This is a genomic window from Wolbachia endosymbiont of Kerria lacca, assembly GCF_051602725.1.
GTDB lineage: Bacteria > Pseudomonadota > Alphaproteobacteria > Rickettsiales > Anaplasmataceae > Wolbachia.
This window is the reverse complement of the sequence record NZ_CP192272.1, coordinates 1,145,563-1,161,037: the sequence shown is the minus strand read 5'-3', so window position 1 is coordinate 1,161,037 and position 15,475 is coordinate 1,145,563. Positions and strand designations below refer to the sequence as shown.

General features: G+C 33.2%; 14 protein-coding genes. 7 read left to right on the top strand and 7 right to left on the bottom strand.

Going from position 1 to position 15,475, the window contains the following annotated elements:
• Positions 1-29: 29 nt before the first annotated feature.
• From ACQ4M0_RS05440 to ACQ4M0_RS05410, 7 genes are read right to left on the bottom strand one after another with little or no spacing between them, the layout of a single operon-like run.
• On the bottom strand, positions 30-332 hold the full coding sequence (locus ACQ4M0_RS05440; protein WP_010404276.1) for a cation:proton antiporter subunit C: 303 nt from the start codon (positions 330-332) through the stop codon (positions 30-32).
• Positions 329-748, bottom strand: a complete 420-nt coding sequence (locus ACQ4M0_RS05435; RefSeq protein WP_064085417.1) for a Na(+)/H(+) antiporter subunit B — start codon at positions 746-748, stop codon at positions 329-331. The genes ACQ4M0_RS05440 and ACQ4M0_RS05435 overlap by 4 nt, the downstream gene beginning before the upstream one ends.
• Complete coding sequence (locus ACQ4M0_RS05430) at positions 741-1,265, bottom strand: DUF4040 domain-containing protein (RefSeq protein ID WP_438456348.1); 525 nt, start codon at positions 1,263-1,265, stop codon at positions 741-743. The genes ACQ4M0_RS05435 and ACQ4M0_RS05430 overlap by 8 nt, the downstream gene beginning before the upstream one ends.
• An 11-nt stretch (positions 1,266-1,276) precedes the next feature.
• Positions 1,277-1,549, bottom strand: coding sequence for a monovalent cation/H(+) antiporter subunit G (gene mnhG / locus ACQ4M0_RS05425; RefSeq protein ID WP_064085418.1), 273 nt, complete (start codon positions 1,547-1,549; stop codon positions 1,277-1,279).
• 6 nt (positions 1,550-1,555) lie between these two features.
• On the bottom strand, positions 1,556-1,801 hold the full coding sequence (locus tag ACQ4M0_RS05420; RefSeq protein WP_010404268.1) for a monovalent cation/H+ antiporter complex subunit F: 246 nt from the start codon (positions 1,799-1,801) through the stop codon (positions 1,556-1,558).
• 29 nt (positions 1,802-1,830) lie between these two features.
• Complete coding sequence (gene rpoZ / locus ACQ4M0_RS05415; RefSeq protein ID WP_064085420.1) at positions 1,831-2,223, bottom strand: DNA-directed RNA polymerase subunit omega; 393 nt, start codon at positions 2,221-2,223, stop codon at positions 1,831-1,833.
• Between the two features lie 60 nt (positions 2,224-2,283).
• Complete coding sequence (locus ACQ4M0_RS05410) at positions 2,284-2,580, bottom strand: helix-turn-helix domain-containing protein (RefSeq protein WP_438456347.1); 297 nt, start codon at positions 2,578-2,580, stop codon at positions 2,284-2,286.
• Positions 2,581-3,432: 852 nt separating this feature from the next.
• Between ACQ4M0_RS05410 and purE the strand changes: the two genes are divergently transcribed.
• The 7 genes from purE (at position 3,433) to ACQ4M0_RS05375 (ending at position 15,152) form a co-directional block, all read left to right on the top strand.
• Positions 3,433-3,933, top strand: a complete 501-nt coding sequence (gene purE / locus ACQ4M0_RS05405) for a 5-(carboxyamino)imidazole ribonucleotide mutase (protein WP_213863892.1) — start codon at positions 3,433-3,435, stop codon at positions 3,931-3,933.
• Positions 3,933-5,762 (top strand): DNA mismatch repair endonuclease MutL, encoded by a 1,830-nt coding sequence (gene mutL / locus ACQ4M0_RS05400; RefSeq protein ID WP_438456346.1) that lies wholly within the window; start codon positions 3,933-3,935, stop codon positions 5,760-5,762. The genes purE and mutL overlap by 1 nt, the downstream gene beginning before the upstream one ends.
• Before the next feature lie 414 nt (positions 5,763-6,176).
• Positions 6,177-7,202, top strand: a complete 1,026-nt coding sequence (gene hflK, locus ACQ4M0_RS05395; RefSeq protein WP_019236880.1) for an FtsH protease activity modulator HflK — start codon at positions 6,177-6,179, stop codon at positions 7,200-7,202.
• Between the two features lie 2 nt (positions 7,203-7,204).
• Positions 7,205-8,077, top strand: a complete 873-nt coding sequence (gene hflC, locus ACQ4M0_RS05390) for a protease modulator HflC (RefSeq protein ID WP_007302430.1) — start codon at positions 7,205-7,207, stop codon at positions 8,075-8,077.
• Positions 8,078-8,080: 3 nt separating this feature from the next.
• Complete coding sequence (locus ACQ4M0_RS05385) at positions 8,081-9,544, top strand: DegQ family serine endoprotease (protein ID WP_007302429.1); 1,464 nt, start codon at positions 8,081-8,083, stop codon at positions 9,542-9,544.
• Between the two features lie 372 nt (positions 9,545-9,916).
• Positions 9,917-13,831, top strand: a complete 3,915-nt coding sequence (locus ACQ4M0_RS05380) for a collagen-like protein (protein ID WP_438456345.1) — start codon at positions 9,917-9,919, stop codon at positions 13,829-13,831.
• A 4-nt stretch (positions 13,832-13,835) separates the two neighbouring features.
• Positions 13,836-15,152, top strand: a complete 1,317-nt coding sequence (locus tag ACQ4M0_RS05375) for a hypothetical protein (protein ID WP_438456344.1) — start codon at positions 13,836-13,838, stop codon at positions 15,150-15,152.
• The last annotated feature ends 323 nt before the right edge of the window (positions 15,153-15,475 follow it).

Genomic DNA, 15,475 nt, shown 5'->3' with positions numbered 1-15,475 from the left:
AAGATACTGTCAATTTATTCACACTCTTCTTAATCAACTAATCTCTCCATTCTTACTACTATGGACAATCCAACTGAAAATGTTGCAATTCCAACCACTATAGCAGTAAGCATTAAGACGTGAGGTATAGGATTGGTATATAAGTGAAAATTTGAAGTCAATATAGGAGGTAAAGAACTTTTTACATACCCTAAAGATATGTAAAACAACAAAACAGATGCTTGTAAGACACTTAATCCCATCATTTTTTTGATTAAGTTTTTATCATTTACAATGATATAGAAACCTAGCACCATTAATATAGTAATGCCTACATAATTATATAGAGTCATTGTTTTTTCCTGCGAGCAAAATTTATATATATGATTAACATGGAAGAAGAGACGGTAAGCAATACACCCAGCTCCACTAAGAAAATACCCAATTTTTGACCTGTTCTACTATCAGCTGACAATATACTATAGGATAAAAAATTTTGGCCAAATAAAACTGTTATAATACCAGCTCCTCCATAGGTTAAAATACCTAGTACGTTAGTAAATTTGATAATAGAGTAAGGTATTGCTTTTAAAGTTGTAGGTATATCAAATAACATAGAATATAATATTATCCCAGAAGCAATAATTATTCCCGCCTGAAAACCTCCACCTGGAGTATAGTCACCATGAAACTGTATGTATAAACCAAACAAAATGATAAAAGGTATCATCAAAAATGTTACTGCACTTAATACCGGATCTTTAATCACTTTCTTTCTCTTCTAATATTAACATTATACAAAGTGCAGCAGTAAAAACTACTATAGTTTCTCCAAATGTGTCATAGCCACGAAAGCTTGCTAAAACAGCTGTCACTATATTAGGAATACCAATAGCTTTTTCAGTATTTTCTACATAATAAGGAGCAACGTGCAAGTGAACTGGAGCATTATGACTGCCAAAATCTGGTAATTGAATCATAAAGTATGATAAACATGCAGTCAAAAATAACATAAAAAAAAGTGTTGTGAGGCTATGAGATAAATTTGCTTTGTAATTCTTTACCAAAGAGAGTGCTGCAAACGTAAAGACTGTGCTCAATCCTGCACCAACAGAAGCTTCAGTAATTGCAACATCTGGCGCATTCATAATCAAGTACATAAGTGCAATAAGTGAACTAAATACACACATTAGAACAGCACTTACAACCAAATGTTTCGAAAGAACTATAAAAACTGTAACCGTGAGTAACAGCAAAAGTAATATTAGATTCAGTATTTCTAGCATCTTAACCTTCTTTAATAGTCTTTACTTTTATAATAAGTACGCGCTAAAATATAACTGTTAGTTGAATTGGCTATCCATATTATAAAAATCAATAATATAACTTTAATAGTATTGATTGAAAATTCATTTTGCCAAGCAAAACCAATCAACAACAACATTGCGCCACTAGAATCTGCAATACCTGCAGCATGTAGTCTAGTATAGAAATCAGGAAATACTACTACTCCTACGCTTGAAATGAATATTAAACAAACACCTAAAAATATGAGAATGGATGCTACCATAAATTATCAAAACAACATTAATCTCATTAGCGCTATAGTTGATATAAAGCTGATGCTAGCATATAGTAATGCTATATCAATTAAAAAAAAATCATTCAGAGTAATCGATATTGCTGTTATGAGTAAAACTACTTGTGTTGATAAACTATTGAATGCTAAAATCTTATTGTACACATCACTTGACCTAAATACTATACAACATAACATTACACTCATACAGAACAAAAGCGCATAGATAGCAATACTAATCATTTATAAGCTATTATAACCTCTGCAGATTTCTAAATCGGTACTTCTTCACCACTATCTTGATCATCTATTTCATCATCGTGGCTTTCTTGACTTACATCCAGACTTGTGTTAAGTTGATGATCAGAAAAATTTAACAAATTTGCTAGCTTACTTGGACTATTAATATAAGTATTATCTGTGTTTCCTTTCATGTGCTCCTTGCACCTTTTCACCAAAAGGTTAAACAACTCATGAGTATTCACCTTCTTTTCTGCTATTTCATATAAAGAAACTATCGTATCCTTATGATCTTTAAACTTAACCATTTCAACGGGATCGCTTGCCCCTGTACTCAAACCATGCGTTCTTTGACTTGCTAGCAGAACCAATTTAAAACGGTTGTGTACCTGTTCTACACACTTTTCTACAATAGACTCAATCATAAAATACTACCTTGATAAACTTTATACTATATCACAAAAAATAAGATGTCAACTTCGGATCTATTGAGATTCAATTCTACATTCTACTTTTTCTTCTTTAGCTTTTACTGATTGATTTTCTGTTATTGTAATTGTTATTTCATGATCAAGCTTTTTCAAAAAACCTAACAGTCTCTCTAAAGAAAAACCACTTGTCTTACCACTTTTAATTTGTGACACCTTTGGTTGATCAATACCAAGTTTCTCAGCCGCACAAGCTTGAGTCCAAGTATTTTTTCCTATAATTTTACTTATTATGCTCAGCAATTTTTTTTTTATTGCTTCACTATCCAGATTGTTTAATGATATTGTTTCCATAATTTTTACTCTCACATACCAACTAGCTTTATTAAATATTATATCATAATATTTAATATACCAATATATTAATAGTATATAACTTGTCAATAACTATCTGATACTCAAAATTTTAAATTGACTATAATTTTTATCAAAATACTAGTAATTTCAAACTATTATTTTGTAAAAAACTTACTATTAAAGAGAATAAGTTGAAATTGCAAAGTTTAAAATACAGAAATAATCATTTTACAAACTCATTTTAGAGACTGTACATGATCTCAAGAAAGGAATAAACCGGAGATAGAGTATGTAAATTATGAAAACAGAGCAAGATGAGTAGGAGAAAAACTGAGTAGAGTTCTGTAGAAAGAAACAAAATCAAGAAGATTTAGGATATATTTTACATAGTGTTACAGGTCCTAAAAAGTGGCTTCAGTGAATCAACAATGTTTTCAAAATGGCAAGATTATTTTAATAAATGAAGTAAAAAACATAGCGGAAGTAAAGAAAGTGTTTTGAAATATATATAAAAAAGTAATTGCAAAGAAACAAATAAAAGGATGTAACTGTAGAAATCTTTGCCGTATTGTCAAAAGGTAAGTCTCTAATACTCTTATAGAAAAGTGTAGACAATTGTGATAAGCAAAATTCAATACTAGCTTACAAATCGTCTTCTTGCTTCCACCGCTTTGCTTCTAAAAAGATTATGAATAGACCCTTATATCCGAAATTTATACCTCTATATTTTAATATAGGGATTCATTTCAATTTTTAAAGTTTCTATTTAATAAGAATGCTATATCATATTCGTAATTTAATTTAAATATCTGTTGCTTCTGAAATGCTATTTGGTTAGTAAATAAAATCATGTCTAATACAGAAAAAATGAAAAAGGATGTTGCTGTAATTATGGGAAGCGAGTCGGATTATGGCACTATGGTGCATGCTATTAACCTATTAAAAGAATTGGGAATTTCACATGATGTATTTATAATATCCGCACACAGAACACCAGAGAGACTCTTTAATTTTACTAAGTCTGCTCAAGAAAAAGGCTTTAAGGTTATTATAGCTGGTGCGGGAGGAGCGGCTCATTTACCTGGTATGACTGCATCGCTTACTTATTTACCTGTTATCGGTATTCCTGTGCATAGCAAGCAATTAAATGGGCTAGATAGTCTATTATCTATAGTGCAGATGCCAAAAGGTGTTCCAGTTGCAACAATGTCTATAGGAGAGAGTGGAGCATGCAATGCCGCTATTACCGCTGCATCTATATTGTCGATTTCTAATAGTGAAATTGCAGATAGATTAAAAAAATGGAGAGAGGGGCAAACTAAAGCAGTAAAAGAAAAACCAACATTATAATGGCAATAGTTCTTTTAGATACAAAAACCATAAATCGTATAGCAGCAGGAGAGGTAATAGAAAGGCCTGCAAGTGTGGTAAAGGAATTAGTGGAAAATGCAATAGATGCCAGAAGCTCAGAGATAGAAATTAAGATAGAAAGTGGTGGGCGTAACCTCATTACTGTAATCGATGATGGTAGCGGAGTAAAAAAGGATGATTTAGAACTTGCGTTTATGCGCCATGCTACTTCAAAATTGAGTGACAGTGAATTGATAGAGATCAAGCATCTTGGCTTTAGAGGAGAAGCTTTGCCTTCAATTGCAGCAGTAAGCAGAATAAAATTATCATCTAAGGCAAGCAAAGCAGATCAAGCATGGTCTATAAGGTATGAGGGGGGAGAAAAAATAGGAGAGCTTATTCCTTATCCTTTATCGATAGGAACATATATTGAAGTACGAGATTTATTTTTTGCCACACCAAATAGACTAAAATTTCTCAAAACCGAAAGGGCAGAAACACAAAGCATTGTTGATATTGTAAACAACTTAGCAATGATCAATTATGGAATTGAGTTTACTCTTATCTCCGATAATAAGAAGCTTCTTAAGTATGCTAAGCAGAACTCATTATTTAGCAGGCTATGCGAAGTAGAAGAAGAATTTCATGAAAACTCTTTGCAAATTAGTGAAGAAGAAGATGGCATTAGACTTACAGGATACATCTGTAAACCTACTGTCAATCGTAGCAATTCAACTCAGATCTATACATTTGTTAATGGTAGACCAATTAAAGATAATCTACTTATTGGTGCAATTCGTTATGCGTATCACGACCTTATTCCAAGCAATAGATATCCTTTTGCAGCGCTGCACTTAGAGATACCGTATGATCAAGTTGATGTAAATGTGCATCCAAATAAATCAGAGGTAAGGTTTCAGAACAAGAGGCTAATATATGAAATAGTGAGAAGAGGGCTAATAAAAGTGCTATCAAAGAGAATAGATCTTGCAGAAACTGTATTGGCTCAGAATGGAACAAAAACGAATCATCTATCATCAGATCCTTTTAGTAGGTCTAGTCTTAAAAATGAATTTTATGGAAGAAGGTCGTATCCTTTTGAAAACCAGTTAATGAGAAAATTTACTTCTCCAAATATAGAGACAAAAAGCTTATCAGAACATTCAAAATCGTTTGATTATACTGGTATGCAAAAATCTCCTCCACGAGCAGAAACTACAATTTTGGAAAGGAAACAAACCGATCTAATAAGGGACTATCCACTTGGGTTTGCACACTGTCAAATCTACAATACTTATATTATTGCCGAGGTAAGAGACAAACTAATTATAGTAGATCAGCATGCAGCCCATGAAAGACTAGTATACGAGTGCTTAAAGGAGAAATCAAGTATAAAAAGACAAAAACTTCTTTTGCCTGAAATGGTTGAAATCAAAAGTCAAGCCGGTATGGAAATGATAGAAGTTTATAAGGATAAGCTTTTCGAAATGGGCTTTGATATCGAAATTAAATCAGAAAATGCGATCATAGTAAAAGAAATACCTGCAATCTTAGGGTCAATAGATGTGAAGAAAATGCTAATTGATATAGTGGATAGATTAATAGAAATAGAAGATACTCTACCTATAGAGGATAAAATAAATAAAATACTAGCTACAATTGCTTGTCATGGATCAATTAGAGCAGGTAGAAAGATGAAATTAGAGGAGATGAATGAGTTGTTGAGGCAAATAGAAAAAACACCATATTCTGGACAATGCAATCACGGAAGACCAACCTATATAGAAATGAAATTAAGCGATATTGAAAAGTTATTTGAGCGAAGGTAAGAAATTGTCACAAATGTGTATAGATTATACAACCCTAGTTTCGTCATCTCAAAACTCAGATACACAATTGTTCGAACATTGCAATTTGCAGGTAATTTGTATAGTAGATAATGTCATTCTATTACTTGACGATGATTTATTATGCAGCTACTTGATTAAAATTAAGTTTCCTAAATCCCAGGCATTGTCTTTTATGTTAATAATTAATATACAACTAAAGATACTTATCAAAAACGACAATAAAGAATTCAAAAAAAGCCAGAAATTCTGTAGAATTGACCATATAATATAGAGAAAAAGGAAGTGTATGATCACATCCTTCACTCCGATCATTAATCTGCAAACAAAATAGTTTTGCATTTTTTGATAAGATTAAGTAATATCAGCGTATTAGTTATACAATTAATAATTTTTATGGATGAGCGTAATCCTTGGAATCTTGGAAAGAAACCGTCAGGTTCAAGTAATGAAGATATTTTAAGTAAAGCTGTGTCTGATATAAGATGCTTTTTTAATGGCTTAACCAGAAATAGAGGGAAAAAACCTTATTTCATCATTTTTATTGTTTTGTTGTTTTATTTTTGTACTGGTTTCTATATTGTCCATCCGAGTGAGGAAGGTATAGAACTTACTTTTGGCAAATATTCCAATACAGAAACATCTGGTTTGCGTTATCACTTTCCCTACCCTATTGGTAAGGTTTTTAAAGTGAATGTTAAAGAAGTAAATCGTGAAGAAATTGGGATAAGCAGCTCTTATGGGCGAGATACAGATCGTGGTGAAGGAGTGATGCTTACCGGAGATGAGAATATAGTCAACGTTAACTTTGAGGTCCAGTGGCGAGTTAGAGATGCCAAAGATTATTTATTCAAAGTGCGGGATTATAAACCTGGTTTCAGCGTTAAAAATGCTGCTGAAAGTGCCATGAGAGAAATAATAGGTAAAAATACGATCTCTTTTGCACTCGAAGGTCAAGGTAGGGCTGAAATCTCCAGAGATACTAGAATTTTATTGCAACAGATTCTTGATGGATATCAAATGGGTATAGAAATTTTATCTGTTCAAATGAAAAAAATTGACCCACCAGAAAAAGTGATTAGCTCATTTAGGGATGTACAAAGTGCTCGTGCAGATAAGGAGCGTACTATAAACGAAGCATATGCTTACAGTAATGATATTATACCTCGTGCAAAAGGTGAAGCAATAAAGATAAAATTAGATGCAGAAGCATATGAGAACGAAATAATAAATGAAGCGAAAGGTAATGCAAATCGCTTTTTATCTCTTTATGAAGAATATAGACAAAATCCTTCTCTTGTTAAGAATCGTATTTATCTTGAAACTATGGAAAATATTTTTAGCAAGGTAGATAAATTTGTTATAACAGACGATCTGAAAGGTATGTTCTCTTATTTACCTCTTACAAATCTAGGAAAATAGTCATGAGTAGTAATATTAAAATTGTTTTTGCTTTTGTATTTGTTGCATTATTGATTGCATTATCTAATTCAATCTTTGTTGTTCAAGAAACAAAACAAGCAATAGTTATACAACTCGGTAAAGTCGTAAAAGATGTTAGGGACAGTGGTTTATATTTTAAATTGCCATTTATAAATAACGTAGAATTTCTTGATAAGAGAATTTTAGATCTAAGTCCTGATAAAACTCCAAGGGAAGTGATAACTGCAGATCAAAAGCGTATTATAGTAGATGCTTATGCAAAATATAAAATAATAGATCCTATCACTTTTTATCAGACTGTGAAAAATGAATCAGGGCTAGTTAGAAGATTATATCCTGTCATAGAAGCTCACATAAGGGAGAATATAGGAAGATTTTCATTAATTAGTTTATTGAATGAAAAGAGATCAGAAGTTATGCAATTAATTCAACGTGGAGTTTATTCTGAAGCTGGAAAATTTGGCATAGAGATAATAGATGTAAGAATTAAGAGAGCAGATCTACCAGAAGAAAATAGTTCTGCAATATTCCGCCGCATGCAAACTGAAAGAGAAAAGGAAGCAAAAGAAATTAGAGCAGAAGGAGAACAAGCTGGACAAGAAATTAGATCAAAAGCTGATAAATTAAAAAGGGGAATTGTCTCTAGTGCAGTAAAAGAATCACATGAAATAAGAGGCCGTGGTTATGCTGAAGCAACTAGAATCTATAATGAGGCATTCAAGGTTGATGAAGAGTTTTTTAACTTTTATCGCTCTATGAAAGCTTACAGTAAATCATTTGCTGAGGGTAATACTAAATTTGTGCTTTCACCAAATAATAATTTCTTAGATATTTTGAACAAGGGATGGAAATAGTTTATGAAAAGTAAAGCATTTATTTTATCTATATTTGCATATTTTTTAATTTCATTTGCTTCATATGCTAATCTGTTTGCAAAAACAGTTGCAGATCCTGTATGTAGTTGTAATAAAGGGCTTGCTGATATAGTGGAAGAACTTATTCCCGCAGTTGTAAATATTTCAAGTGAGCAAATAGTTAAGCAAGAAAATAACAGTAGAACTAAAATCCCTTTTACGCCAAGAAATAATTTCTTTGATGACTTTAGAGAATTTTTCGAGCATTTTGATCAATTTTTCGATAGAGCTCCTAGCATTAATAGAGAAGTGACGTTACTTGGGTCTGGATTTATTATAGATAAAAGTGGAACCATAGTAACCAACTATCACGTTATTAAAAATGCCCAAGATATTACAGTTACTATGAACGATAATACTTATTTCAAAGCAGAAGTTTTAGGCTATGATGCAAAAACTGATCTTGCTGTGCTTAAGATTAATTCTGATAAAGATCTTCCTTTTGTTGAATTTGGTAATTCTGATAAAGCAAGAGTTGGTGATACAGTTATTGCAATAGGCAACCCTTTTGGTTTAGGTGGCTCTGTAAGTACAGGAATTGTGTCTGCAAGATCTAGAGACATTAGTATTGGTACTATGAATGAATTTATTCAAACTGATGCTGCAATTAATAGAGGTAACTCAGGGGGACCACTATTTCATCTAAATGGAAAAGTTATAGGCATTAATACTGCTATTTATTCCCCATCTGAATCTGGCGGTAACGTGGGTATAGGCTTTGCTATACCATCTAATCTAGCTATTTCAATTATTGACACATTAAAAAGTGGTAAAAAAATAAAACATGGTTGGCTTGGCGTGCAAGTTCAGCCTATAACAAAAGAATTTGCTGAATCCTTGGGTTTAAAAGATATCAAAGGTGCATTAGTTGCAAGCGTAGTAAAGGGCAGTCCTGCAGAGAAAGGAGGAATCAAAGTAGGTGATATACTATTAGAGTTTGACGGCAAAAAAATTGATAGAATGACGCAATTACCTCATATGGTTTCACGAACTGAGCCCGGAAAGAAAGTACAGGTTAAGTTACTTAGAAAAGGTAAAGAAGTCAATATCAAGGTTGCAATCGAGGAATCTACAAATGATGATTCAGGTAATAATCAAGAAGAAAATAAATCAACATCTAGTTATATAAGTGGTTTAACCGTTTCAAATTTGCCAAAAGAACTAAAAAACAATGCACCCACAAAGGGTGTAGTAGTTACTAGTGTAGATAGTAGTAGTAATTCTACACTACGTGTTATTAAGAAAGGTGATATAATTATTCAACTAGATGGAATCGATATTGAAAATACTAATGATTTTCAAAAACAAATTGATTCAGCAGTAAAAAAAGACGGCAAAGATTCAGTAATGCTGCTTATTTACCGCAACGGCAATCAATTTTTCACCTCAATCAAATTGAAGAAGTAGCTATTTATCTAGCTGGTCATGAAAAAATTGCTTGACAAATTTAACTAGCTTCTTTATCCTGAGGGTAAGGGTGTTTCTGTAGATTAATAAAATTTGTCCCTATACTGAAAACCTTTCCAACGAGGTTATGGAAGAACTAGATTTCAGTATCAAGCACTGGAACGATATCATCCATAAGATGAAAGAGCTGGAGTGGTAAGAAGTTCGATAATACAAAGCATTTTTATGCTCAGTTGTAAAAAAACAACTTTCTTTCACAAGTTAATTTATAACTAAATTAGTGTAAAATATAATTATATTTACTGATCATCAGTATTAATCAATAATTAATACCCATAAATTAATTATATCTAATCGCAAAGGGAGGTGGAGATGCGTTTTAAACTAGAAAAGGAAGATATTCCACAAAAAGATTGTAATAATAGAACTGGTCGTAGGATACCTGCACAAATAAGATTAAATAACAAAACAACATTTAGCCTGCCTAGTGTATCTTACATTATCATCGACAACAATATTGGCCTGAGTTTTCAAATTTGGGATTTGAAGCATGACGTGGCAAGTATACTAAACAACTTATCTGAATGGCCACAATTAAAGCTAGAAAGGGTAGGAAATGATTACAAATTCGCTTTAGTTACTACCTCTGATCAACCTTATTATTATTACTATGATGGCAAAGATACTATGATAGATACTATTTATCATATGCCTTATGGTTACACAAATGGTTTACATGTTAACACATATAATCATGAAAGCTGTAGTACTTATTATGAACTGCTAGAAAACAGGAAGGTTTTAATAGATCCAAAAGACATAATTAGTAGCGAAAATGTTAGTCTTATTTTGGAAGATCTTAAAAGTTCACCTGATAGAAGACTCAAAATAAAAATAGGAGACTATTTGTTTAAAGAATCAAGAAATATATACAAATTATATAGGAGCGCTCAGGTATATAATCAGGTATATAATTTAACTGGTGGAAAAGTTGGCATATTGAATAATATCCTTTCAGCATTTACTCGTATAAGCAATACATTCCAGTTATTCCCTTTTCATGAAATGGAGAGCTTGAAAGCACAAGATACCTATTTCGCAGTAAAAAAGTTAGGCAATAGTTATGTTGGTTGCATATCGTATGAAAATAGCACATGCAAAAATTTTTATAATTTTAACCCTAATTCTTTTGGGTATGAGCACGACAATAGACCAGGTCCATATCCTTATTATTATAACTTAGAAAATTTTGATAACTTTTTGGAGGTTGATGTGAATATTCAAGAACATATAAATTTAGAAACAGAAATTGAACTTTTAAAACGCAGAATAGACAGATTAGAACGTACTGGTGTACAAGGTCCTAAAGGTGAGCCAGGTGAAAGGGGACAAAAAGGTGATAGAGGCTTCGATGGAGCGCCTGGTCCTCAAGGTAACAAGGGGGATACTGGATCGTCAGGTGCGCATGGATCAAAAGGTGATCAAGGACCTAAAGGAGAAAAAGGGAATCAAGGCACTAATGGAATAACTCCAAGTATTAGTCAAGTTGTTACCGAATTTTCTTCTAACAGAGCCCATCTATATCCTTTAGCAGCAGCTATAATGGAAGAAGATCAGAGTAATTCCATGGGATTTTCAGAAAGAATAGCACATCTTTTTGGTGAGCGTGTAAAGCGAGAAGATTCTTTAAAAGCGTTAGTTAAAGGCGTACAAGGTCCTCCAGGCCAAAAGGGCGAACCAGGTCGTAACGGTCAACGGGGGTTAAAGGGCGAACAAGGTCCAAAAGGTAATAAGGGTGACCGAGGTTTTCCTGGTCCAGAAGGTTCTAAAGGAAATACTGGCTCAAAAGGTGAGAAGGGAGATGCCTCAAGTGCTATAGAAATTGCAACTGAATTAGTTACCAGTAAAAAAGCTGAGCTAGGAGAAGCAGTTCTTAACGCAAATGGTATCAAAGGTGAAAATCTTGCAACTCAGATTGCCGGTAAAATTAATCTTAATTCGCAGGAACTTGTGAATAAAATTGATGTAGCAAAACTTACTGAAGGAGTAGTAAGTAAACTTTCTTTAGAGGAAGCAAAAAACATTATAAAAGATACTGTGAGTAAGATAACAAGCGATGCCACAAAGAAAAATAATCCCGATCCTATAGCCTTCCAAAAATATGAAAAATTTGCAGAAAAGCTTGCTAAACTACTTGTTGATAGAAGCAGTATGAGCGAGATAGAAGCTCACAATCTTATAAAAGGTAAGGTGAGCGATTGGGCACTTGCTAAGTATCTTCTGCTTCATAGTGATTTAAATAATCAGCCAAAGGCTCTAGAAATCGTGAAGCAAGAAATAGACAAGGAAAAATTAGTTGAGTATTTGCTTGAGTATGCCAAATTAAAAGGCGATGTGAATGCAGCAAAAACAATAGTTGAAAATATTGTTCATCAGTTCTTTGACACTCAAAAAGTAGGTGAATTAGGAAGAGCAGTACTAGAAGCAAAAGATGATCAAGATAAAAAAGTGCTGGTAAATGATCCAGTCTTACGTGAAGGAATAGCAGAAGAATTGAGACAAAATCCAGGAAAGATAAAAGGTCCCAAAGAAGATACTGGTTCTAAAGGTGATAAAGGAGATACCGGAACAGATGGATTGCCAGGTGCACAAGGTCCTAAGGGAGAGCCAGGCATAAAAGGTGAGCCAGGCATAAAAGGTGAGCCAGGTATAAATGGAACAAAGGGAGATATTGGTCCTAAAGGATTAGACGGAGCCATGGGAATAAAAGGTGATATGGGTGAGAAAGGAAAGATAGGTTCTAAAGGTGACAAAGGAGATACTGGGTCTAAAGGTGATAAAGGTAGAGATGCAAGTCCTGAAGAAGTTGCACAAAAATTAATTAATAATGGCACTATTGCTAATCAGGTGCTTGAATATCGTGACCAAGGCGGAGATTTAGTATTAGAGAAGCAAGTTGCAGGAAGAATTATTAGTAATCAAGATATTCAAACAGGAATAGCCATTGCATTAGCTGATAACAGAATGGAAGAGCTAGCAGATGTGTTACTAAGTGATTCTAATCATACATTAGTAGAAAACCTTGCAAATAATACCGAGCTAACACAAAGCATTGCAGAAGAACTAAGGAAAAATCCAGGAGAAGTCCAAGGTCCAAAGGGAGAAAAAGGAGATATAGGTCCTAAAGGATTAGACGGAGCCATGGGAATAAAAGGTGATATGGGTGAGAAAGGAGAGATAGGTTCTAAAGGTGACAAAGGAGAACCAGGTGCGAATGGGTTGCAAGGACCTAAGGGAGAGATAGGTTTGCAAGGACCTAAAGGTCAAGTTGGTAGATCTGGTCTTAAGGGTATGCCAGGTCCACAAGGTCCAAAAGGAGATACCGGAGCTCCAGGTGCGAATGGATTGCCAGGTTCCAAGGGAGAAGATGGAATAGGTGCTACATTAGCTGATCAGTTTTTACGTGAGATAAGAAAAGCAAAAAATGAAACTCTGGATGCTAAAAAAGCAGCAGAGGCAGCTAAAAATGCTTCAGAAGGTTTTGCCAAACAAGCTAAAGATACGGAAGATAAGGTTAAAATACTACACAATCAAACAGTGAATCTTACAGGAGAAGCTGAAGATTCTGCTGATCAAGCACTTCAATCCGCAGAAAATGCGGAAGCATTGCATAGTAGCGTAAGAGATATGTTTTGTACAACAAATCCTGCAGATCAAGTTTGTAGTGCACGCAGAAGAAGGAGGGAAACTAAAAAATCATCAGTGACAAGCGGAGCAAGCAGACCAACTTCATTTATATCTCAAGTAATAAATTTCTTTTACCCTGCGGTAGGACAGGACAAATATAAAGTAAAAAATGAAATAGAGGAGCTTAATCGAGTGACAAAAATAATAGATGCAGTAGATATTGTAAAAAAATTTGAAGAAGTATTAGGAGAAACAGCTGTGAAATGCGGCATTTCAAAGAAAAGTCTAAATTTTAATCCAGTAGAACTGCAGTCAACCATTATCAATAAGTCATTACTTAATGATGAAAATCATAATGAGTTGTTGAAGTTCTTGTGTGTAGCTGCGAAAAAATCATTACCTGATTACAAACAAACTAGTAAATGTTTGGCTACTTTCAAAGATCATATGGAAAAAAGATTAAATGAGCAGCAAAGAGCTTTCGTTAATACTGAAAAAATAGTGGCAGATAATGAGCAGCCAAGGAGTTTTATGAGTTATGTCTCTCCTCCTAGTAGCCTAAGTGCCATTAATCAGCAAGTTGTTGGTTATTTAAGGTAATATCATGGAAAAACATATATTTAAAATAGAGGATAAAAATCCGCTCTATAAAAAATTGATTAAACTTCCTGCTGAATATTATATATTAAACAAAAATAGTAAGGTTATCAATTCACATATTGGTACAATTAAAGTAGAGGATATTAATGGTTTGAAGTTAAAGAAGCAGGGAGATAAAATATCTTTATATGAAGGAAACTTACCCCTGCAGGCAGAAAGATCTGATGAAAGTGGAAACTCTATTAAAGAGGATCTTATTGTAGAACAAGAAGCTATAATAAGTACAAATAGAAACAATATTATAGAAAAGCTTGAATCAAAACCTATCTTGATTTCGCTTTACAACATAAAAGATAGTCCTAACTTTGGCCTCAAATTGTCTGGTAGAGATATAACTGGAGTACTCAATTTTATCAATTTTAACGATGAAAATGACCCAGTACTACAAAAAATTCAAGAAGAAAAAGGTGGACTTTATTTTACAATAGAAGGTGATTATATCTATATATCAGATGAAGAAGGAAAATGTCTTCCAGTATGTGAAGATGGTAGTTGCTATAAGTATCAATACACAAAAAATGAGCATGATATATTAGAAATTAGTGAGATATCAACAATAATAAAAAACTTAACTAAAACTGAGCAATGCAGTGCACCAGCTAAAGCAGGGCAGGATTTTACTTTGCAAAAGGGAAAAGAATTATCGGATAATATCTATCAAGCAGATATCATGTTAAACGGTAAGCTTGTAGCTACTTTACCAAAAATAGGTTACTGCATGCTTGATGACCAATTGGTCATACATAATCACGTTACAGAAGAAGAGATAAAAATTCCTAGAAACTTTCATTATCTTAAAGTCGTTAAGTCTAGTAATAATGATGATTATAAATTAACATTTTGTAATTTCCTAGGTAATGAGTTTTTTGAACATAAAAAGTATGATTCTCAATACTCAAATGTTCCAGATGAATACCAGTATACAAGTTTAAACTATATGAAAAAGGGATATAAGCCAAATTTCTGCAAGTTGCTTAACGATAAACCATCTTTTTTTATTGCAAAAGGAACTACTAATCAAGATTCTTCAGGCCACTGCCCAGCTGATGTATTTGAATTAGCAAAACGTGAGAAAATGGCTACATTAATTGATCAATTTGGCTTTTTCAATAAAGAGGGTAAGTTTCAATATTGTGATTACCATACAAAAGCAGATTACGATGTTTATGATTCTTATAAAATTAATAAAGAGTACAAAACAACAGATGAATTTCTCTTCAATGATGACATAGTTCTTTATACTATTCCAGAGCTATCTTAACCACGCACAAAGTATATTATAATTGTTTCAATAATTGTTTTTAAAATTGAATCGAGTAGACTTTCAAGCAGTGTAAAAATGTATTTTTTTAGTTTAGATTCGCTACCATTTTGCCGCTCGTTAGTAACGCAGTGGTTTTGTAATAGAACACAAGCTGCAAAAACTTAAGGAAAAAATGGGTCAGTGCTTGACACTGGCATCTAGTTCTTTCTATCAAAAATGCTGTAAAGTGTTCACCAATTTAGTTGGATACCAGTACTGGTATGATATTATGAAGACCTAGCAGTTTATGACGGTGTCATTCCAGCGCGTGGCGCTGGAAT